The sequence below is a fragment of the Peterkaempfera podocarpi genome, assembly GCF_042466665.1.
In the GTDB taxonomy this organism is placed as follows: Bacteria; Actinomycetota; Actinomycetes; order Streptomycetales; family Streptomycetaceae; genus Peterkaempfera; species Peterkaempfera podocarpi.
Window position 1 is genome coordinate 8778443 of the sequence record NZ_CP162102.1, and the last position, 19769, is coordinate 8798211.

The following is a 19769-nucleotide window of genomic DNA, read 5'->3' on the forward strand; positions in this document are numbered from 1 at the left end:
CCTCATCGTCCGGGCCAGACCGGCGGCCGCTTCTGCTGGAAGGCGAGTACGCCTTCCTTTGAATCGCCGCTGTCCAGAGCCGCCATCAGCGCGGGGGTGCGCAGCTTGTGGGCGTCCTGCGCCGACAGTCCGTCCCCGCGCTGGACCATCTGCTTGATGGCGCGCAGCGAGGTGGGGGCGCAGGCGAGGATGTCGGCGACCCAGCGGTCGACGGCCCCGTCCAGCTGCTCGGCAGGGACGACCTCGTTGACCAGGCCCATCCGGTGCAGCTCGGCCGCGGCGGCGCGGCGGCCGGTGAGCAGCAGCCCCATGGCCTGGGTGTGCGGCAGCCGGCGGACCAGCTGGAAGACCCCGCCGTCCAGCGGGATCCGCCCGACCCGGGGCTCGGTGAGGCCGAACTGGGCGTGCTCTGCGGCGACGACGATGTCGCAGCCGAGGACCATCTCCATTCCGCCGCCGAGCGCGTAGCCGTTGACCCGGGCGATCACCGGGACGTCCAGGGTGGTGCGCAGGGAGAGCCCGCCGAAGCCGTTGGGGTCGAGGCCGGTCCAGTACTCCAGGCCGGTCTTCTCCACCGCGCCGGCGGACATGTCGGCTCCCACGCAGAAGGAGCGTTCCCCGGCTCCGGTGACCACGACCACCCGGACCTTGGGGTCGGCTTCGATCTCGGCCCAGATCTCGCCCAGCCGGGTGTTGGTCTTGACGTCCACCGCGTTGAGCACGGCGGGGCGGTCGATGGTGACCCGGGCGATGTGCCCGTCCCGTATGTAGCGGACCTCGTCGGTCATCGCAGCACCCCCTTGTCGCGGAGCAGCGCGATCTGCTCGGTGGTGTAGCCGAGTTCGCCGAGGACCTCGGCGCCGTGCTCGCCGAGCCGCGGCGGGACCCGGCGAACCTCGGCGGGGGCGGCGGAGAGGTGGAGCGGCGCGTTGAGGGCGCGGATCCGGCCGGCGACCGGGTGGTCCATCTCGACGATCATCCTGTTGACCGCGGTCTGCTCGTCGTCGAGGGTCTGCTCCAGGCTGCGCACCGGGGCGCAGAGGATGTCCTCGTCCTCCAGCCGCTTGACCCAGTGGTCGGTGGTGTTGCCGGCCACCGCCTCGGCGAAGATCCGCTGCAGCTCGGGCCGATGCGCGAACTGCAGGTCGAGGGTGGCGAACTCGGGGCGCTCGCCGAGGTCCTCGTCGAGCTCGAGGGCGCGGCTGATGTGGTGCAGCGGGTTCGCCTTGAAACCGCCGACGATGATCAGCGCGCCGTCGGTGGTGCGGAACACCCCGGTGAGCGGCATCGCGGCCCAGTTGATCTCGGTGCCGCGGTTGAGCTGCTGGCAGGCCTCCTGCATCTGCATGTGGAGCATCGAGTCGTACATCGACACCTCGACCTTCTGCCCCTCGCCGGTGCGGTCGCGGTGCAGCAAGGCCAGCAGGATCCCCTGGAGCAGGTGCATGCCGGTGGTGTAGTCGCAGAGCGTGGTCGGGTAGAGGGTGACCGGGTCGTCCTCGGAGACCCGGCGCCACATCACTCCGCTGTACGCCTGGGCGATGGCGTCCTGCCCGCCCTTGTGGGCGTACGGGCCCTCGGTGCCGAAGCCGGTGCCGGAGGCCCAGATGATCCTCGGATTGAAGGCACGCAGCGCCTCGTAGCCGAGGCCGAGCCGTTCCATCACGCCGGCCCGGAAGTTGCTCACCACCACATCGGCGGAGCGCACCAGCTCCTGGACGGCCTGCCGGCCCTCCGCGGTGCGGGTGTCGATGGCGATGCTCCGCTTGTTGCGGTTGATCGACAGGAAGATGGGGTTGTCGAGGCCGGCCGGGTCCGGGATCGAGGTCCGGGAGATGTCACCGGTGCCGGGCCGCTCCACCTTGATCACGTCGGCGCCGTAGTCGCCGAGCAGCTGGGTGCAGGACGGGCCCATGAAAACCTGGGTGAAGTCGATGACGGTGATGCCGCTGAGCGGCTGCACGGCGGCGGTCATGCCACGGCCTCCTCGGACTGGTCGACGGTGGCGTTCTCGGCGGGGATGTCACCGGGGTCGGCGCCCTGCTCGCGCATCCGGCGCTGGATGAGGGCCGGGTCCACGTCCCGGACCAGCGCGCCCTGCTCCACCGCGGTGGCGGCGGCGATGCCGGCCGCCTGGCCCATGGCCATGCAGGGCGGGATCTCACGGGAGATCCGCTGCGCCTCGGGAGTGGCCGAGTAGTGCCGGCCGGCGACCAGCAGCTGGTCGACGCCGCGCGGCAGCAGGGCGCGGTACGGGGTGTAGTAGTCGCGGCCGCGGGAGACACTGTCGGCGAAGTGGCGGCGGGAGGTGACGTCGTCCTTGGTGACCACGTACTCGCCCTGCAGCAGCCGGGTCTGCCGCACACCCATCTGCTCGGCGACGTCGAGGAGGTAGGCGTTCGCGAAGCCGGGGAGGTCGGACTTGATGTGGTCGAGAACGGCACCGATCCGGGCCCGGGCCTCGAACTCGGCCTCGGTGAGCGAGACCGGGTCGGTGCCGTCGAAGCCGGTCATGTGCGGGCAGTTGCACCAGACCACACCGGGGACGGGCGTCTTGAGCCACCACAGCTCCCAGGCGCCGCCCAGCATCCGCTTGATTTTGCGGTTGATGGCCCGGGCCTCGCGCGGGTTCTCCTGCTCGAAGCGCTCGGCGGCCGCGGTGTCCACCCCGCCGAGCCGGAAGACCAGCGTGACCAGGTAGTTGTCCTGGGCGTAGGAGGCGCCGGCCCGGGAGGCCACGTCGATGTCGCCGGTGGTGTCGATCACCACGTCGCCCATCACCGCCTGCGGCCCGGACTTGGTCTCGCAGACCACGCCCTTCACTGCGCCGTCCTGGACCACCGGCCGGGAGAACCAGCTGTGCAGCCGCAGGTTGACCCCGTTCTCCCGGACCAGGTCGTTGGAGACCCGCTTCCAGCCGTCGGGGTCGAAGGCGACGGCGTAGCAGATCGGCTTGGGGCTGGTGTGGGAGTGGAAGTCGAAGGCGCCCCAGCGCCCCCACTTGGCCCACATCTCCGGTGAGGAGCGGCGGTCCTCGGCCGGCGGGTAGACGGCGAGGCCGAGCTTGGCCATCCGCTCGACATACTCGTCGACGATGCCGCTGACGGTGATCTCGTTTCCGTTGATCATGTCGTCGAGGACCAGGACCATGCCGCCGGAGGCCAGGCCGCCGAGGGCCGAGTAGCGCTCCAGCAGGGTCACGCTGGCCCCGGTGCGGGCGGCGGCCACGGCCGCGCTGACTCCGGCCGGTCCGCCGCCGACGACGACCACGTCGGAACGCTGGACCACGGGTGCCTCAACGGCGTCGAGAGAGACGGTCTGGGGCATCTGGCTTCCTTTCAGCTTCCGGCACGGACGGCGCCGCGACGGAGGACGAGCACATAGAGCAGAACGCTGAGCAGGCAGAGGACCGCGCCGTAGACGGGGAACGCCCAGGCGGCGCCGAGGTCCTGGAGCCACAGCAGGAGGTACGGGGCGGTGCCGCCGAAGCCGGCCACGCCGATCGCATAGCCGAGGCCGACACCGGTGACCCGGCAACTGGTCGGCATCAGGGTGGCGGCGACGGTGTTGTAGAGGCCCATGGTGAAGGCCAGCACCGGCGCGCCGACCAGCATCACCACGGTGAACATCGCCATACCGGGCCGCTGGTAGACCAGCACGATGAAGATCAGCGGTACCACGGCGAGCCGGGAGACGATGAAGGTCCGGGAGATCCGGTTGCGGTCGGCGAGCCGGCCGACCAGCGGGTAGAGCAGGGCGACGCAGATCCCGGCGAGGGTGGAGACCAGGAAGACGGTGTCCGGGTCCTCGTGGTGTGCGGAGCGGGCCAGGTTGGGCAGTCCGGTGGCCCAGGTGTAGTTGAGCGCCTGGGCGCCGGCCACCACGAAGACGATCGCCAGCAGCGCCAGCCGGTGCTGCCAGACCTCGGCCCAGACCTGACCCACCCGGGCCGGCTCGGCCTGCCGCCCGTCCTCGGTGTGCAGGGTCTCCGGCAGGGCGCGGCGCAGCCAGAGGAAGACCAGGCCGCCGACGGCGCCGACCACGAAGGGGAGGCGCCAGCCCCAGGCAGCCATGGCATCGGGGGCGACCAGCGAGGTGGTGAGGAAGCAGACCAGCGAGGCGCCGACGATGCCGGCTTGCACATAGATGCTGATGGTGCTGCCGAACCGGGCGGTTTTGCCCTCGGGTGCCAGCTCCACGATGTAAGCGGAGTTGAGCGGGGCCTCGATGCCGGTGGAGAGTCCTTGGAGGATGCGGCTGGTCAACAGGATGACGCCGGCCCAGACACCGATGCTCGCATGGCTGGGCAGCAGGGCGATGACCAGGCTGCTCAGCACCATGGAGCCGATGGAGAAGAGCATGACGGAACGTCGGCCGATGCGGTCGGCCAGGGTGCCGAAGATGATTGCGCCGAGCGGCCGGGCGGCGAAGCCGACCGCGAAGACGGCCAGCGCGGACATGGTCTCGGAGACGGAGCTGCCGGACGGGAAGTAGAGCGGGCCGATGTAGGAGGCCAGCAGGCCGTAGACCATCCAGTCGTACCACTCGATGGCGTTGCCGCCGCCGAGGGCCAGCAGGGTGCGGCGGTGGGAGAGGGGGGTTCCGGTGGCGACAGGGGTTCTGCCGATGAGTGATGCCATGGTCGGGCACCTCATGGGGGAGGGGCACGGAATGAAGCCGTGCGGTACCGGCGCCCGGGCTGCGGGCCGGGGCGTTGGGGGTGGGACGGCGCGGGGCCGATGCCTACCAGCTGGGCGGAGTGATCACCCAGATCGAGGTGGCGGGCTCGTCGCCGGGGTTGGCGTACCAGTGGGGGATGCTGGAGGAGTAGGTGATGGAGTCGCCTGCTTCGAGCCGGTGGCGGACGCCGTCGAGAAAGACGTCCTTCACCCCGGAGAGCACGATGCCGAACTCCTCGCCGTTGTGGCGAAAGGGGGTAGCGCTGGTGTCGTGGCCCGGCTGGGTGACCACCCAGAGGACCTCGAGAGCGCCGGTGAGTGTGGGGGTGAGTAGTTCGTAGCGGTCGCCGTCCGCCGAGTCGGAGCCGTGGAAGTCCAGGATGCGGCGTTCGTCGGCGCGGACCACCGGGCTGATCTGCTCGGCGACGTGCAGCAGCCGTCCGATCGGGATGTCGAGACCGTGGGCGATCTGCACCAGACTGGTGAAGGAGGGGTTGCCCTTCCCTCGCTCGACCTGGCTGATCAAACCGATGCTGACGCCGGAGCGGCGGCTGAGTTCGTCAAGGGTCAGGTCGGCCTGCTTGCGCAGGGCCTTGATCTGCAGGCCCACCGTGGCTACCAGCACATCGAGGTCCGGTCGGTCGTCCGGCATCGAGGCATCGCGGTCGCTCACGGTCTCCACCTGTCCCTGGGGTGTGTGTCCTGCGACATATTGAAGACCTTCAGCATGATGAAAACAACCCCCAGATTTTCATTTCCTTGACGCGGGGTGCTGGGTGCCCGTCAGGAGGAGGCGCCATGGCGCCCTCGGCGCCGTGGCGGCGACTCCGTGGCCGCCGAAGGGCAGGCCCGCTGCGTCGGTGACGGCGGACGCGGTGCTCTGCCCGCTCCGTCCGGGACGGGCCGCCACCTCGCGGGTGCGATGCGCCGCACCATGCCTGCACAGAGCTTGCGCCGGACGGAACGTCACGCGGTACGCCCAGCGCCGGAGCGCCCGGGGTGGCGCAGCAGCTCTCCCCGGGCACGTCGGGTTCGCGTGGGCGCACGCCGGACCGCCCCCCACGCCGTCCGGCGTGGCGCGGCCCTCAGCCCGGCCCTTGAACATCGGCAGGCGGCAGTGTGCCGGACCCCCTCTGCTCCTCATCCCCCTCTGCTCCTCATCCCCCGCTGATCCGAAGGGCTTTGGCACTGCCCATGCGGAGAACTCATCCGAGCAGGTCAACGGCCGGATGGGTCACGATTCGGTCCCGAGTGCCAGGGGGACTTGACGTCGGCGCGTCTCACGCGGCCCCTGGACTCGTCGGCGGTGCGTGTTCCGTTCATCGGCAGCGGGCGCAGGACCCCCGGGATGCCGGCCGCAGCGACACAGGCCAGACGCGGCAGCACGACGGCTCAAGGCGCAGTCCCGGCGCCTTGCACGGGCACCGTCAGACACCACCGCCGGAGATGCGCCACGCCTTGCCAACCTTGGTCAGTTCAAGGTCTTGGCCGTCGGTGGCGTGGTAGGCCGCGATCGAGCGCTTCGCCTTGCTACCGGTACCGATCTTGATGTCCTGCGGGTACACCGTGGCCTTGGCGTTGTCCTTCGTGTTGTAGGTGACCCTGCGGACGTGGGCGTCGCGAAGTTCCCCGTACTCATTGACGGGAAGGTTGTCGTGGTGCCGCTTGAGCGTGGCCGGGCAGTCACCCAACTGCTGCCGCAACTGGTCGATGAGCTGTTTGCAGGCCGCCGAGTAGTTGCGGTTGCCGAGATCGTAGAGATAGTTGTCGACGACGTTGGCGACGCCGGTACCGCCGGTGCGGCTGCATGCGGCAAGCGTGACCAGCGCGGCCGCAACAACCGTGGGTGCGATGACGAGGTTTCGTCTCATGGCCTACCTCCCGAAAGGGGCGCTGACCGCGCGCGGACCACGGGTACGTCGGATCCGGTCGACGGCGAGCGTATGGGGCAAGTCGTGGTGTTGTCCGCCGATCTCGTGCACCTCGACGGCTCTGCGGGTACCGATGAATCATCCGATCCGGTCAGGCTGCGTGTCGATACTCACGGCAGGTCCCGCCGAGCCGGTCCCGGCTGGACTCTCCCGCACCACGGGACCTCTCCACGGCCGTGCTCTGACCGGGTCGTTCACATGACAGGAGGATTTGGCGCCGTGGGATGTCGGCGTCGACGGTTCTGACGGTGAGCGCGCCCCTGGCATGATCGGGGCATGGTCGAACGAGTCATTGCAGCGTGTGACGGACCAGCCAAAGGCAACCCGGGCCCGGCGGCCTGGGCCTACGTGGTCGCCGACAGTGCCGGGGTCCCGCAGCGTTGGCAGGCCGGTTCACTCGGGCACAGCACCAACAACATCGGCGAGCTGACGGCGCTGGAGCAGCTGCTGCTCGCGACGGATCCCGCCGTGCCGCTGGAGGTGCGCCTCGACAGCACGTACACCCGTGACGCGGCGACGAAGTGGCTGGCCGGGTGGAAGCGCAACGGCTGGAAGACCGCCGCCGGCAAGCCGGTTGCCAATCGCGAGCTGATCCAGCACATCGATGCGCTCCTGGAGGGGCGGGATGTCACCTTCGTGTACGTCCCCGCCCACCAGGTGGACGGCGATCCGTTGAACGCCATCGCGGACAAGGCCGCCAGCGACGCCGCCCGCACCCAGGAGAGCGCCGGTGGGACCGCCGCCGACCTCCCCGTGCCCGAACCATCCCCGAGCCCTTCACCGCGCGGTGGACGCGCCGCCTCGTCCTCCCGCGGCAGGCGGAGTTCCCCGGATGGTTCGCGGACCCTGCCCACGCGTTACGTCGGCACATGCCCGTGCGCCAGGCCCTACGCCAAGGGCGACATGATCACCAGGGTCGGCAGCAGCTGGGGGCATTCGCAGTGCGCGGAGGCTCACGCCTGACTCCGGGAGCGCCGTCAGGTCCGTGCGGCGCGCAGGCGCATACGGCCATGTCCAGCCCGGGACCGCAGAAGCGATCAGAGTTCGGCGACGGCGGCGCGGGCCTCGCCGGGCCAGAGGTTGAGGTTGCTGAAGAGGCTCAGCCTGCCGCCGCCCCAGTAGCTGATCACGTCGCAGGCCGGCGGGATGAACGGCGTGATGTCGTTGGGGAGGTACTTCTTGACCAGGTCGGTGCCGAGTGGGGAGACGATGTTGGCCCAGGGGCCGATGGTCGCAGCGATGAGGGCCAGTACGCGGTCGGCGGGCCAACCGCCGCCTTCCTCGGAGACGGCGACGACACCGATGACCAGGCCGGTCACGCCGAAGACCGTGCTGAACGCCGACAGCGAACGACTGCGCCGTAGTGACCGGCGCCGGCGAGACCGGTGGGTTGGAGCGGGAATAAGGGGACTGGACGATGAGGCCGTCGCTGTTCAACCGCCACAACGAACTCAGCGACTGGTCGGCGGACACGCTGCTGTCGGTGCAGACCAGCACCCAGTTGCCGAACTGCTCGGCGATCGGGAACAGCAGCCACGATGCCCAGGATGCGGCCCGGTGATCGTACGCCCAGACCGTCCCGAGCGGCAGGGCGGAGGGCGGGTGACGGGCAGCCACCGGTCACAGAATCCGAGCCAGGGCCTGAAGGGAGAGCGGGTGTCGGTAGGTTCTCGACCGGGACGCGGGGAGATGCCGACGAGAACCGAGGGCACGGTGTCGGCGTGTTGGTGATCAGCTGGGTTGTCCGGGCCGGGGGCCGAGAGCGGAGTTGGGGCTGTGACGGAAGTAGCTAAGGATCTGCCGGATGCCGGGTCCCGGGCCGATGGTCCGCGCCTGTGGCATCAGCGGGATTTCCTGCTGCTCTGGAGTGGGCAGACGGTCAGTGAGACGGGGTCGGCGGTCACCGAGGTCGCTCTGCCGCTGCTCGCAGTGGTCGCGCTGAACGCGAGCACCCTCCAGGTCGGCTTGCTGACCGCGGCCACCACGCTGGCGTTCGCGGTCATCGCGTTGCCGGCGGGTGCGATGGTGGACGGTCACGCCAAGCGTTCCCTTCTGATCGTCTGCAACCTTCTTCGTCTGGTGATCATCGGCTCGGTCCCGGTGGCGGCGGCGTTCGGAGCGCTGACGATGGCGCAGCTGTATGTGGTCGCGGTGGCGGCCGGTGTGTGCTCGGTGTTCTTCGACGTCTCGTACCAGAGTTATGTACCGTCACTTGTCCGCGCCACTCACCTGATCAGCGCCAACAGCAAGCTCGGGACCACCCAGGCGTTCGCGCAGCTCGGGGGACCGAGCCTGGGAGGCGGGCTGGTCGGGTTGTTCGGCGCCGCGGGGGCGATGACGGCCGACGCGGTCTCCTATGCGGTCTCGGTCCTGTCGATCCTCGGGATCAGGACCCGGGAGGACCCACCACCGGCGCGGCCGGCGGACGAGACGCTGCGGCGCCGGATCGGCGAGGGGCTGACGTTTGTGTTCGGGCACAGCATTCTGCGCAGGGTCGTGGCGTGCACGGGCACCGCGAACCTGTTTTCCGGCATGAGTTCGGCGCTGGCGATGGTCTTCCTCATCCGGGTGCTGCACGTGCGTCCCGCGCTGACCGGGCTGATCATGGCGGGCGCGGCGATCGGCGGGATCGCCGGGGGAGCGTTCGCCGCCCGGCTCGCCAAGAAGATCGGCTCGGCGCGCATCATCTGGGTGTCCATGCTGGTCTTCAGCGCGCCGCAGGTCATCGCGGCGGCCGCCTGGCAGGGCCGGGGAGTGCTGCTCTTCCCGCTGGGCTGGGGCATCGCGTACTTCGCGGCCATGGTCTACAACATCGCCCAGCTCAGCTATCGGCAGTCGGTGACACCGCCGGAGATGATGGGCCGGATGAACGCGGCCGTCCGCTGGGTCGTGTGGGGCACGCTGCCGCTCGGCGGAGTCCTCGGCGGGGTACTCGGCACACTGATCGGCGTGCGGCCCACGCTCTGGCTGGCGTTCACCGGTTCCTGGGCGGCCGGCTGGTTTGTGTTCTGCTCCCCGCTGCGCCACATGCGCGATGTTCCGCAAGCTGCGCCCACCTCCGTTGCCACGGCTTGATGGTGTGCGACACCGCCGATGCCTGCATGTGTACGGCTCCATCGCGGTCGGAGAGCGCCCTGACGCTACGGCTTCAGCGAGTCCGAGCCGGTGTTTTGGTCGGCGGAGTCCGGGGTCTGTTGGGTGCTGAGCATGTCGAGAAGGACCATGGCGTCGTGCTCGGGGGTTGCGGCGTCGGTGTAGTAGACGACGAGGCGGTGGCCGGGGGTGTCATCCAGCTGCATGGACTGGAATCCGAGGGTGATGTCGCCGACCTGGGGGCGGTGGAAGTGCTTGGTGCCGGGGCGATGGGGGCGGACGTCGTACCGCTCCCACAAGCGGGCGAAGTCGGCGCTCTTCAACAGGAGCTCACCGACCAGCTGGGCCAGGTCGGGAGCGTCGGGGTCGGTGCCGGCCAGCGCTCGGAGGCGGGCCACACAGCCGCGGATCCGGGTGTCCCATGCACGGCATCGGCCTGCTGCCCTACTCGCATCTGGGTTCGTCTGTCACGTGGCCGGTCGGGGCAGCGCGGCGAGGCGGCTGAACGCGGCGGCCAGTTCGTGGCGCCAGGGCCAGATGGCGGCGATCCGCAGCCGTAGGGGACGGGCTCCGCGCGTGATCCGGGCTGCAGCGTGCAGGAGTCGGTAGCGGAGCTTCTTGGGTTCGGCGGTGGCCAACTCGCCGTCCAGCAGCAGGGTCCGCGCCCAGGCCAGCAGGTCGATCGCGGTCAGGGACAGCTCCAGCCAGACCTGGTTGATCGTGAAGTGGCGCGAGGGGAAGCGGCCGAAGCCGGTGGTTTTGCCGCAGCGGATGTGGTCCTCGACCCTGGCGTGGGCCCGGTGGCGGACCTCCAGGTACTGGAGTGAGCCGCCGCCTGCGACGGGGGTGTCCGTGAGGAAGACCTGGTGGCGCATGCCTTCGTCCTGGTCGAACAGGGAGAGCTGGGCGCCTGGGTGGGGACGCTCGCGGCGGACGATGATGCGGGTGCCGTCCGGGTATCCGGTGAGGTCGACCAGGCCGGTCAGTTCGGCGACCTCGGCGCCGCCACGCAGGGTGCCGTCCTGTTCCAGCGCGGGGTGCCAGACCTGGCCGGGCAGCGCGCGGATGGCCTTGCGGACCTGGTCGGTGACGGCGTGTCCGACCGAGAAGGTGGTCTGGATCCCGCGCTGCCTCAGGGCGCGTAGGTGGGCGAGGAAGGCTTTGGCGCTGCCCGCGCTGTCGGCGCGGATGAGGATGGGGGTGCCGTGGCGGTGGGTGTCGGGGATCTGCGCGGGGGCCTGGTCCAGGAGGGTGATGTGGTCGGCTGCGGTGTTCGCTCCGGCATTGCCCGGTCGCAGGATCCCGGCCAGGGCCTCGCCGGTGTTGTCCAGGAAGCAGAGCATCGGGTGGTAGCCGAAGCCGCGTTTGTAGGTCGCGGCGGCCTGTTCCTTCTCGGAGTGGCAGGTGACCAGGGTTGCGTCGATGTCCAGGACCAGGCCGGGCAGTTCACGACCGCCGGCCTGCGAGGCGGGTATGGCGCGTCCGGTCTCGTCTGCTTGCAGTCAGACGACATCGCGAGCTCTGGCCCGCGCTGCCCGCACGGCGTTCAGAGCAGCGGTGTCGATGCCGGCCCGCACCCGCCAGGCGGTCGGAGTGGAGGCGACAGGGCCGAACACCTCCGGCTGGTCGCGCAGCACGGCCAGGTCGGCGATCGCATCGCCGCCGTCAGCGAGCATCACCGCCAGGTCCACCGCGACGCGGCCGGGATCGTGCCCGGTCCCACGAGGCCGCAGGTGGCGCAGAGCGTCGGAGAAGGCGTTGGTCAGCGTGGTGGCGTCGGCCAGATCCGCGAGTAGACGCGAGCCGGCATGGCTGACCACCCCGTGCCCGTCGGCGCTGACGACAAACTTGGGGCGTGACCGGGTAGTGTGCACGCAGAAAGTGCCTTCCCGCTGGAACGATCGAGACCCTAGACAAGCCTCATCGTCCCAGCTCAGAAGGCACTTTCGCTTTTCCGATCATGATCTGGACGCGACCCTAGATGAAACGCGCAGGTTAGGGACTGGGGGAGTCTGCGTTTGTGGGTAGGGGTTGTGGCTTTGATGGTGTGGGGGCTGGTGTGTGCACGGTGTCGAGCGGCGGTCGTGGGCCTTGGGGTGGGAGGTGCGCTGGCTTGTGTGGCAGTGCTGCTTCCTGTGCCTGCGGGGTGGTTCCTCGTGGTGTGTCCTGGTTTCCGGCCTTGCCTCTGTCGGGGGTCACGGTGCTCATTGGGTGCGGGTTCCTCGCGGGTTTGGCCTGTGGTCGCGGCAGTGTGGGGCTTGGTGGGCCTGTGCTGGATGCGTGTCGGGTACACCACTGGGTGGTGGAGGAGGTTACGGGCGCAGCGGTTGTCATCGTGGTGATCCACCTCCGTCTCGGCTGGGTCGGTTGACTGCCCGGCCTTTCGGGCGAGGGCGTGCCGGTGCGGTCCGGGCGTCGGGGCGCGGGGGTGGCGTTGGTCTGCCTCGGCTGCCATCCGGGCCGTGGCGGCTTTGGGGTGGTTGGGGACGGCCGAACGCCCCCGGGGGGTGCCGGGGGCGTTCGGTGGTGGTGCTGGTGTGCCTGGGGTGGCTCAGTACCAGTGGTGGGTCTGCCAGAAGTTCCAGGCGGCGTTGGGGCTGCCGTAGCGGTCGTTCATGTAGGTCATGGCCCACTTGATCTGGGTGGCGGGGTTGGTGCGCCAGTCGGAGCCGGCGGAGGCCATCTTGGAGCCCGGCAGGGCCTGGCACAGGCCGTAGGCGCCGGAGGCGGCGTTGGTGGCGTGCATGTTCCAGCTGGACTCGTGGCTGACGATCTGGTTGAAGGAGGCCCACTGGGAGGCGGGGACCATCGACTTGGCCAGGGCCTTGGCGGCGGCGGCGGAGGTGCCGGTGGTGGCGGCGAAGGTGCGCGCGTCGGCCTGCTGGTGGTGCGCGCTCGTCCGGGTCGTCTGCTGTGCGGTGGCTGCGGAGGCGGCCGGGGCGGCGATGGCGGCCACCGAGGCCAGGCCCGCGGTGGTGGCCAGGACGGCGGCGGTGGTGTGCAGGCGGCGGGGAAGGGCGAAGCGCATCAAGCTGGGGACCTCGATCGGTTGGCTGGGCGGTCCGGGGCGGTGGTGGCCCCGGTGCCCGTGGCACCCGGTGTCGGTTGGTGCCGGGCGGGACGCTCACAGACCGCGGGATGCGATCCGGTGCGCCGTTCGGACTCGTCCCACCGTGGACGAGTCGGCCGCCCCCGGCAAACACCCCACCTACGATGCGAACCCGTAGACCGGCCCCCGGTTGCGGGGGCCGGTGGCCGCGGCCGGAGCCCCTCCAGAACGCCGGCATCGCGGGGCCGGGCAGGCCGCGGCGGATCGGCGTGAAGCGCGATGACCTGCACCTTTAGCATGGTTTGTCTGGATTGTGCCGGTAAACATCCATGTGTGGGGATTCTTCGGGTGGGTTGTGGTTCGCCGCTCCGGGTTATGCCTACTGCCGTGGGTCGTACACCCCTGGGCCCGTGTGAGGCGCTTCACTCGCGGGCCTCCGCCGCAGCTCCGCCGCCTGTGACCCGGACCACCCGTGCCCGCGGTCGGACGCCGCGGCGGCGCCCCCGCCCGCGCGTACGCCGTCCACCAGCGCGATGGCGTGCCGTCCCCGCACCCGATCTCACCCACGGCACCACCCCAGGCCCGCTCCCGCGCGGCCGCCGCCACAGCCCAGCGACTCCCGACCACGGTCCGCACCCGCACCTGTCCGGCGGCATCGGCCCCCCCGCGCACGCGCCAGGACAGCGCCCCCGGCCACCTGCCCGGCCGAACGAGGATCCACCGCACCCCCTGGTTGCCGCACTGCCCCACGGCCCGATGGCGTCCCGCCAGGTGGTGTAAGGGATCAAGGCGTCGGAATCCGCAGGCCAGGGACGGTGACTCCGTCCGTTCGGGGACTCAACGCATCTCACCAGCAGGCTTCGTGGGCAGGCGCGTCTATGGAGGTCGCCGTGGGCCTCCTACCGGAACGCCTAGCGCTTGATCCCCTACACCACGTCGCGGGAGACGACCCACGACCCCCCGCCGAGCGCCCGGCAGGGTGCCGTCCCGCGCTGTTCCCGGAGCCACCGCGTCAGCTTCTGCAGCGCCCTGGGCGAGGCGCAGCGGATGGGCCCCGGCGCCGCGTCCTTCCTCAGCCGCGAGACCCTCGACCGGCGCGGTCCGCGGTCGCGGAGCCCGGCGGTGATCCTCGCAACGCCGTAGGTGCACCCCGAGGGCTGGTGGACGGCCCGGATCCCGGCGGTCGGCCTCGCGTCGGCGGCCCGCCGGGCCGCCCGGACAGGCTCGCTGCGACGCCCGTGGCAGTAGCTGGAGCGGGGCATTTCAAGGACTTGGCCCAGCCGCTTCACGCCGTAGCGGCGCTGGTGGTCGGCGACGAACGGGATGCTGCTCACCGGCGTGTCCGGCCCGCGCAATACTCGGCCGCCCGGCGCAGGGTGTCGCGTTCCTCCTCCAGCTCGCGAACCGTGCGGCGCAGGGTGTCGCGTTCCTTCTCCAGCTCGCGAACCCTTGAGGCGCAGGGTCTCGTTCTGCGCCTCCCACGAGGGCGGCGCGGTCGGGGCAGGGGTCGGGGCGTGGCCTTGCCGGCCGCCGGTATCCAGGTCCGCGGGGTCTCCGCGTCGATGCTCGGGTCCGCGGCGATCGGCATGATCGTCGCGCCGGGCCGTGTCTCGTACCATGCGGCCGCCTCGGCCTTGAACTGCGTCCAGGGATTGACCGAACGCGAGGAAAGGAACAGCGTCGCCATCGCCTCCAACGAGTCCTTCAGCAAAGCGCACATGTTCCGGCGAACCTGTGCCAGGCAGCGCCGAAACTCAACAGGTTCTGCCGTGTCGCGACGCCATGTCAGCTGTCTTCTGGCAGTCCGCCGAGAGCCGTTGCGAGTTCGGCCCGAAGCTGGGGATGGCTCGTGGCTGCGAGGAGTCGAAAGGCGACGGGCCCGATGCGCCATCCCGAGTCGTGATCGAACGGAGGCCGCACACCTGCGGCGTTGTGCGCCACCTTGGCGACCAGCTCAGCGAGAGTGAACAGAAGCGCTTGGTCTTCCTCCAGTGGCGAACGCCGATCCAGACTTCGTCGTCGCAGTCTGTCGAACACCTCGCGAGCCCGGGGCCACCGCTCTTCAGTCTCGGCTAGCAGCAGAGCGTCGTCGACTTCCGGGAAGGCGCCGATGTCCCGGCTCGCAGCGCGAAGGACGTCGCCAGCCCAGGCGACCGGAGTGGCCTGACTTTCGAACCGGGACCGTCCCCAGGCATACAGTCGTTGGGCATTCATCTGGTCATCCATAAGCCTTGTTCTCCTGGTGGAGGAAGTGCCGGACGTCCGCTGCCAAGGCGGACATCTGCTCGCCGGCCTCCAGCCAGGTGGTGACGGAAGCAGACCAGCTGTCAACGGATGCCCGCCATGGTCGGAGGGTCCAGGTCAGTCCGACGTGACCGCCCGATCGGACGACCGCGCTGACGGTCAGGTCGCGATCGTTGGTCTGCCAGAGACGTTCTCCGTCCCACCCTCGGAAGTCCCGGGCGAGTCCCTCCAGAAAGGGGGCCAGGTCCGCGTCCCAGTTCCAGGCCGTCACCCCATCGACACGGGCGCTCAGACCGGGCGCGTGAACCTCGATCGCGTAGAGCACGCAGTCCGGATCCTCGCGGGAACGGTCGAAGAGCCTGACGCGCACAGCCCTGTTCTCCAGGCTGCGGACGATCACTCCGTCTGACTGATCGAGGGTGGCGGCGTGGGTGCTCATCTGCGAAACACTAGGTCAACCGGCGCCCGACGTCATCGTGTATTCGGCCTGGGCAAGCGGCCCTCGTCGACGTGGTCGGCAAGGTAGATCATGACGCCTTCGGGGTCCATGCCGAAGGCCGCGGCGACGAGCTTCGGGTCGAGGGTGTTGACCAGGTCGGCCAGGCGGGTGCACCGCAGCGTCCGGGGCGGAACACGGCAGGGGTCCATGATGTGACTGACATAGGCGGTGGAGGCTGCCGACCGGCCGGATTTGGTGATCTTCGTGACGATCACGTGGGGGTTGTCGGTGCGCTGGCTCTCGCGGTGGGCCAGGCAGCGTTCCAAGACTGACCAGCTGGCCGGGTCCATCGGCACCGGATGCGGGCGTTTGCCCAGCTGGATGGTGCGGTTGACCGGATCGATGTCGTCGACGCGCAGGTGTCGCACTTCGCTGCTGGAGGCCGCGTGCAGGAGGGCCAGCATTCCAAGCAGGGCCTCGTGGGGGTGGGCGTCGGTGGTGGTGGTCCAGCGGCGGAACAGCTGGCGCTGCTGGTCCACGGCGACGGTGGTGCCGCTGAACCCGGAAGGACCTTTCGCCTTCAGGCCCCGGGTAGGGTCGATGAGGACGAATTTGCCCGAGCGGGCGAAGCGGAAAAACTGCCGCAGCACGGTCAGCCGGCGCTGGCGGGCCTTGGGCTGGTTGGCCAGGAACGCTTCGATGTCGTGGACGTCGGCCAGGGCCCAGTCTTGTTTGCCGCGCTGATCGGCCAGGAAGCGGGCGAGGTCGCGGACGATGGCCAGGGTCGCCTCGATGGTGATGTCGGCGCGCGGTAGCGTCCCGGCGCGCAGGGCACGCTCACGTGCTCGCAGCAGTGAGTCGGAGAACGCGTGGACTTGGGGCCGGAGCGAGAGCAGGGCGGCTTCGACGCGGCGCCGGCGGCGGCCGGCCGCGAGTTGGTCGGCGTGGTCGGTCGGCAGCGCGAGGGCGCGCTGGGTGAAGAAGTCCTCCAGTGCGCGGGCGAGGGAGCCCATCGAGCGGCCGGGGCGGCGAGCACGCTCCAGGAGAGCCTGCGGGTGATTGGGGTGCTCGTCTTCCAGGAGCCGACCGAGAGCGCTGATCATGGTGCACGCTCGGCTGGCGCAGTGCCGGCGGCGAGGTGGCCAGCGAAGTCGCCCAGCCACATCGGCGGGTTGGCGAGTCGTTCTTGCAGGTTGGAGGCGGTGATGAAGGGCCGGTCTGGGTGCTTCTGCCAGCAGGCCGAGCACAGTCCCAGCCCGGTATGGCGTCGAACCTGGCCGCAGCTGACGCATTCGCGCGGCGGCTGCTTGGGCTGGCGGACACGTGAGCAGTGGCCGCACCAGCCGGTTGCGATCTGCAGGAAGCCGGGCCGCTGGCAGCGCGGACAGGTCCGTTTGGCTGCGACTCGCTCGGCTTCCCGCCGGCAGGCCCCGCAACTGGTGGCGATTGGAGACCGCACTGGTCGGCCGCAGGCAGTGCAGGTCCGCGAGCAGTTGATGCACCGTCGGGTGTCTTCCTGCAGGACCCGTGACTTTCCGCAGGCCGGACAGGATGTTCGGGTGGCTTCGTCCTTGATCCGGGCGGTGCAGCTGCAGCAGTGGTCCCGGCCGATGATCCCGACCGGTGCCCCGCAGCCGAGGCAGTCCCGCTGGCGCTTGCCCATCGTCGATCCATTTCGTTCGCGTCAGATCGGTGGCATCGACCGGCCGGTGGCTGAGGCGGCCCGGGGCAGCACTGCTGCTGGTCGGACGGGGGTGGCGGGGCGTTGGACGGGGGTGGTGTCCACCTCGATCAGGTCGTTGGGGGTGCAGTCGAGCGCGGTGCACAGCGCGGCCAGGGTGGACATCTTCACCTGCGAGGGTTCCTTGGTGAACAGCGCCGACACCGATGCGGAGGAAAGCTCCAGGCCAGCCCGTTCGGCCAGGAGCCGCCGCAGTTGGGCGCCGGTCCAGACCTCGCGCTGGGCGGCGGCGATTCGCAGTTTCCACTTGATGTTCACGACGTGGGATCCTCTCCGGTGAGCTCGCTGAGGGTGCTGGTCACCACGCGGCGATAGGCGTCCTCGATGAACGTTGCCGAGGGTCGGACATATCGCATGGTTGAACTGACGGTCCAGTGACCGAGCAGTTGCTGGATGGCCACCAGGTCCACTCCGCGTTCGTAGTTGTGGGTCGCGCAGGCCCGGCGCAGGGCATGCGGGCTGAAGCGGTCGGCGGCCGGGCGGCCTTCGAGTTCCATCAGATAGCGCAGCCGGTTGCGGACGGTGCCCTGGTGGAGGTGGCCGCCGGACTCGTCGGCGAACAGCGCGGGCGAGTCCGGGAACTTGCCGCGGACGTCGTCGAGGAACCAGTGCAGGACCAGATCCACCTGGTCGAGCATGGGCACCCAGCGCGGTCGCGGTCCGGAGGTGTGGGCGCCCTTGCCGAAGCGCACGTGCAGTTTCCCGAACGGGCCGCGGTCGAAGTGGACGTCGGGGCGGTCCAGGCGGGCGGCCTCGTCCGAGCGCAGGCCGGCGTGATAAAGCGTCCGGAACAGTGCGTAGTCGCGGGCGGCGGGTGCGTACTTGCGTGCGGTCGCGATGCGGGTCTTGAGGAAGGCGAAGAACTCGTCGACGCGTTCCGAGGTCGGTGGCGGCAGCAGGGCCGGGGAGTCGTCGCCGACATGCCGTGAGGCGTTGAACTCGTCCACCGGGCAGACCAGCCTGATCCCGAAGGCGGCCTCGATCTCGACGGCTTTTCGGGCCTGCAGGAACCGGTGGAAGCCCTTGAAGATCTGGACATAGCCGCGGCGGGTGGACGGGGCCCGCCCGTCCACCGCCAGGCCGCCGACGACGCGGTCGATGTCCTCAGGGGTGACGTCCCAGGCGGGCCGGCCAAGAGCCTGGAGTGTCCGCTCCAGCAGGCCGGTGTCGTTCTCGATGGTCACCGGGCTGAACCCGCGGGCCCGGCAGGAGGCCACGAACGCCTCCACACATAACGCCTGGAACTCCCACGGGTCCAGGGCAGCGGGCAGGTCAGGGACCGCTCGGCCCTCGATCACCCGCAGACGCGACTCCACCATCGGGCACACCTTCCTCGCACCTGATGAATGAAGGTAGAGCCTTCAAAAGCGTGCTGTCAGCGAGACAATCAAAGAGACGGCCAGGACCCGCCTATGGGCAGGTGACAGGGCAGACTCTCCACAGGGAACAAGTGCCAGCCCCAGTTGGATGGACCAAGACCTTCACCGACCCCCGGCTCTGCGCGGCCGTCGTGGACTGCCTGACCTTCAACGGCGCGATCATCCAGCCCGGCACCGACTCCTACCGACTCGCTCACACCAAAGCCCAGACCCGGCAGGTCGCTGCCAGCTGGGATACGCCCCACGAAGGATCGAAGTCCTCAGCGACGCCTTGATTCCCGGAAGATGACTACTCCACGTGGCGCGGGCAGAGTGCACCCTATGCCGAACACACCAGATCTGATGTTTGCTCATCGGCTCGCCGATCAGGCGGCTGACATCGCACGCCGACACAGGAGAGCAGGTGCCACGGCAACACAGATCAAGAGCGATGGAAGCCCTGTCAGCGCTGCCGACCGAGAGATCGAACAGGCGTTGCGTCAGCGAATCCACGAACAGCACCCCAACGATGCGATCATCGGTGAAGAGTACGGATCCCACGGTCAAGGGCATCGCCGCTGGATCATCGACGCTATCGATGGCACGGCCAGCTTCCTCGCCGGCGAGCCCGAGTGGAGCACCCTGATCGCGCTGGAGGTCAACCACCGCATCACCCTGGGCATGGTCTCCGCCCCTGCGCTGAACCGCCGATGGTGGGCGGCACCCAACCAGGGAGCATGGACCAGTAGTCTCCCTTCACCCCGTCCCTGCACTTCCGCGCGTCGGCTGGCCATCAGCGAGGGCAGCGCAGCGGCCGACTCTTCCCTCGGCATCTGGCCGCCCCCGCGCAGACTGAACCCGACACAGCGGGCTATTGCCGCAGCGCTGGCCACACGCACCGCGCGCACCACGCCAACGCTCAACTGGTCCACCGCTGATTCCACCGCGCCCACGCCCAAGAAACCGTCCACAGGATCCGGCACCTGCCACGGGGCGCTCCTTGTCGTGACGGGCCGGCTGGATGCCTTCCTCCTGTTGGGAGCAGGTCCGTGGGATATCGCGGCCCTGATCCCGATCGTCCAAGAAGCCGGCGGCATCTTTAGCGATCTCTCCGGTCAGCAACGGACCGACACCGGGGGCGCACTGTTCGCTCGGCCTGGCCTCCACCAACAGCTTCTGGACATCGCCGCGTCAGCCAGGTGACATCAAAACTCGGTTCTGGCACAGATCTTGGG

20 protein-coding genes and 2 pseudogenes are annotated in these 19769 nt (G+C 69.6%); 5 read left to right on the plus strand and 17 right to left on the minus strand.

The genetic code is table 11. The annotated features are described in order from the left end of the window. Positions 1 to 2: 2 nt before the first annotated feature. The 6 genes from AB0761_RS38230 to AB0761_RS38255 form a co-directional block, all read right to left on the minus strand. Positions 3 to 788, minus strand: coding sequence for an enoyl-CoA hydratase-related protein (locus AB0761_RS38230; protein WP_377273872.1), 786 nt, complete (start codon positions 786 to 788; stop codon positions 3 to 5). Next, entirely contained in the window at positions 785 to 1975 is a 1191-nt protein-coding gene (locus AB0761_RS38235; protein ID WP_377273873.1) for a CaiB/BaiF CoA transferase family protein, read from the minus strand. Before AB0761_RS38235 ends, AB0761_RS38230 begins: the two co-directional genes overlap by 4 nt. After that, positions 1972 to 3327, minus strand: a complete 1356-nt coding sequence (locus AB0761_RS38240; RefSeq protein ID WP_377273874.1) for an FAD-dependent oxidoreductase — start codon at positions 3325 to 3327, stop codon at positions 1972 to 1974. The genes AB0761_RS38235 and AB0761_RS38240 overlap by 4 nt, the downstream gene beginning before the upstream one ends. A gap of 11 nt (positions 3328 to 3338) precedes the next feature. Continuing rightward, positions 3339 to 4640, minus strand: coding sequence for an MFS transporter (locus AB0761_RS38245; RefSeq protein WP_377273875.1), 1302 nt, complete (start codon positions 4638 to 4640; stop codon positions 3339 to 3341). A gap of 103 nt (positions 4641 to 4743) precedes the next feature. Then, positions 4744 to 5352 (minus strand): helix-turn-helix domain-containing protein, encoded by a 609-nt coding sequence (locus AB0761_RS38250; RefSeq protein WP_377273876.1) that lies wholly within the window; start codon positions 5350 to 5352, stop codon positions 4744 to 4746. A 754-nt stretch (positions 5353 to 6106) separates the two neighbouring features. Further along, a complete protein-coding gene (locus AB0761_RS38255) occupies positions 6107 to 6550 on the minus strand; it encodes a hypothetical protein (protein ID WP_377273877.1) in 444 nt (147 codons plus the stop codon). 336 nt (positions 6551 to 6886) lie between these two features. Between AB0761_RS38255 and AB0761_RS38260 the strand changes: the two genes are divergently transcribed. Beyond that, positions 6887 to 7573 carry a ribonuclease H gene (locus tag AB0761_RS38260; RefSeq protein WP_377273878.1) on the plus strand — a complete coding sequence of 229 codons (687 nt, stop codon included), beginning with the start codon at positions 6887 to 6889 and terminating at the stop codon, positions 7571 to 7573. 74 nt (positions 7574 to 7647) lie between these two features. On the opposite strand, the gene AB0761_RS38265 is transcribed toward AB0761_RS38260, so the two are convergent. Further along, positions 7648 to 7929, minus strand: coding sequence for a hypothetical protein (locus tag AB0761_RS38265; RefSeq protein ID WP_377273879.1), 282 nt, complete (start codon positions 7927 to 7929; stop codon positions 7648 to 7650). 98 nt (positions 7930 to 8027) lie between these two features. Between AB0761_RS38265 and AB0761_RS38270 the strand changes: the two genes are divergently transcribed. Next, a complete protein-coding gene (locus AB0761_RS38270; RefSeq protein ID WP_377273880.1) occupies positions 8028 to 8171 on the plus strand; it encodes a hypothetical protein in 144 nt (47 codons plus the stop codon). Positions 8172 to 8386: 215 nt separating this feature from the next. Then, positions 8387 to 9685 carry an MFS transporter gene (locus AB0761_RS38275; protein WP_377273881.1) on the plus strand — a complete coding sequence of 433 codons (1299 nt, stop codon included), beginning with the start codon at positions 8387 to 8389 and terminating at the stop codon, positions 9683 to 9685. Between the two features lie 65 nt (positions 9686 to 9750). Here the strand turns inward: AB0761_RS38275 and AB0761_RS38280 are convergent, their stop codons facing one another. From AB0761_RS38280 to AB0761_RS38325, 10 genes and pseudogenes are all read right to left on the minus strand, one after another. Next, the gene (locus AB0761_RS38280) at positions 9751 to 10101 is read right to left on the minus strand and encodes a hypothetical protein (protein WP_377273882.1); all 351 of its coding nucleotides are present in this window, start codon (positions 10099 to 10101) and stop codon (positions 9751 to 9753) included. Positions 10102 to 10170: 69 nt separating this feature from the next. Further along, positions 10171 to 11577: pseudogene (locus AB0761_RS38285) on the minus strand (IS1380 family transposase). Between the two features lie 677 nt (positions 11578 to 12254). After that, positions 12255 to 12731, minus strand: a complete 477-nt coding sequence (locus tag AB0761_RS38290; protein WP_377266781.1) for a transglycosylase SLT domain-containing protein — start codon at positions 12729 to 12731, stop codon at positions 12255 to 12257. Between the two features lie 947 nt (positions 12732 to 13678). Beyond that, entirely contained in the window at positions 13679 to 14086 is a 408-nt protein-coding gene (locus AB0761_RS38295; protein ID WP_377266780.1) for a hypothetical protein, read from the minus strand. After that, positions 14083 to 14472 carry a hypothetical protein gene (locus AB0761_RS38300; protein ID WP_377266779.1) on the minus strand — a complete coding sequence of 130 codons (390 nt, stop codon included), beginning with the start codon at positions 14470 to 14472 and terminating at the stop codon, positions 14083 to 14085. The genes AB0761_RS38295 and AB0761_RS38300 overlap by 4 nt, the downstream gene beginning before the upstream one ends. Before the next feature lie 65 nt (positions 14473 to 14537). Continuing rightward, positions 14538 to 14978, minus strand: a complete 441-nt coding sequence (locus tag AB0761_RS38305) for a hypothetical protein (RefSeq protein WP_377266778.1) — start codon at positions 14976 to 14978, stop codon at positions 14538 to 14540. Further along, the gene (locus tag AB0761_RS38310) at positions 14971 to 15435 is read right to left on the minus strand and encodes a DUF6228 family protein (RefSeq protein WP_377266777.1); all 465 of its coding nucleotides are present in this window, start codon (positions 15433 to 15435) and stop codon (positions 14971 to 14973) included. Before AB0761_RS38310 ends, AB0761_RS38305 begins: the two co-directional genes overlap by 8 nt. 32 nt (positions 15436 to 15467) lie before the next feature. Next, positions 15468 to 16538 (minus strand): integrase, encoded by a 1071-nt coding sequence (locus AB0761_RS38315; RefSeq protein ID WP_377273883.1) that lies wholly within the window; start codon positions 16536 to 16538, stop codon positions 15468 to 15470. A gap of 581 nt (positions 16539 to 17119) precedes the next feature. Next, positions 17120 to 17434 carry a helix-turn-helix domain-containing protein gene (locus AB0761_RS38320; protein ID WP_377266774.1) on the minus strand — a complete coding sequence of 105 codons (315 nt, stop codon included), beginning with the start codon at positions 17432 to 17434 and terminating at the stop codon, positions 17120 to 17122. Further along, a complete protein-coding gene (locus AB0761_RS38325; protein ID WP_377266773.1) occupies positions 17431 to 18495 on the minus strand; it encodes a tyrosine-type recombinase/integrase in 1065 nt (354 codons plus the stop codon). Before AB0761_RS38325 ends, AB0761_RS38320 begins: the two co-directional genes overlap by 4 nt. Positions 18496 to 18641: 146 nt before the next feature. Here AB0761_RS38325 and AB0761_RS38330 point away from each other — a divergent pair. Together AB0761_RS38330 and AB0761_RS38335 are read left to right on the plus strand one after the other, a co-directional pair. Further along, positions 18642 to 18830, plus strand: a pseudogene (locus AB0761_RS38330) (hypothetical protein); the annotation flags it as partial. A gap of 46 nt (positions 18831 to 18876) precedes the next feature. Continuing rightward, on the plus strand, positions 18877 to 19737 hold the full coding sequence (locus tag AB0761_RS38335; RefSeq protein ID WP_377266772.1) for an inositol monophosphatase family protein: 861 nt from the start codon (positions 18877 to 18879) through the stop codon (positions 19735 to 19737). Positions 19738 to 19769: the final 32 nt, after the last annotated feature.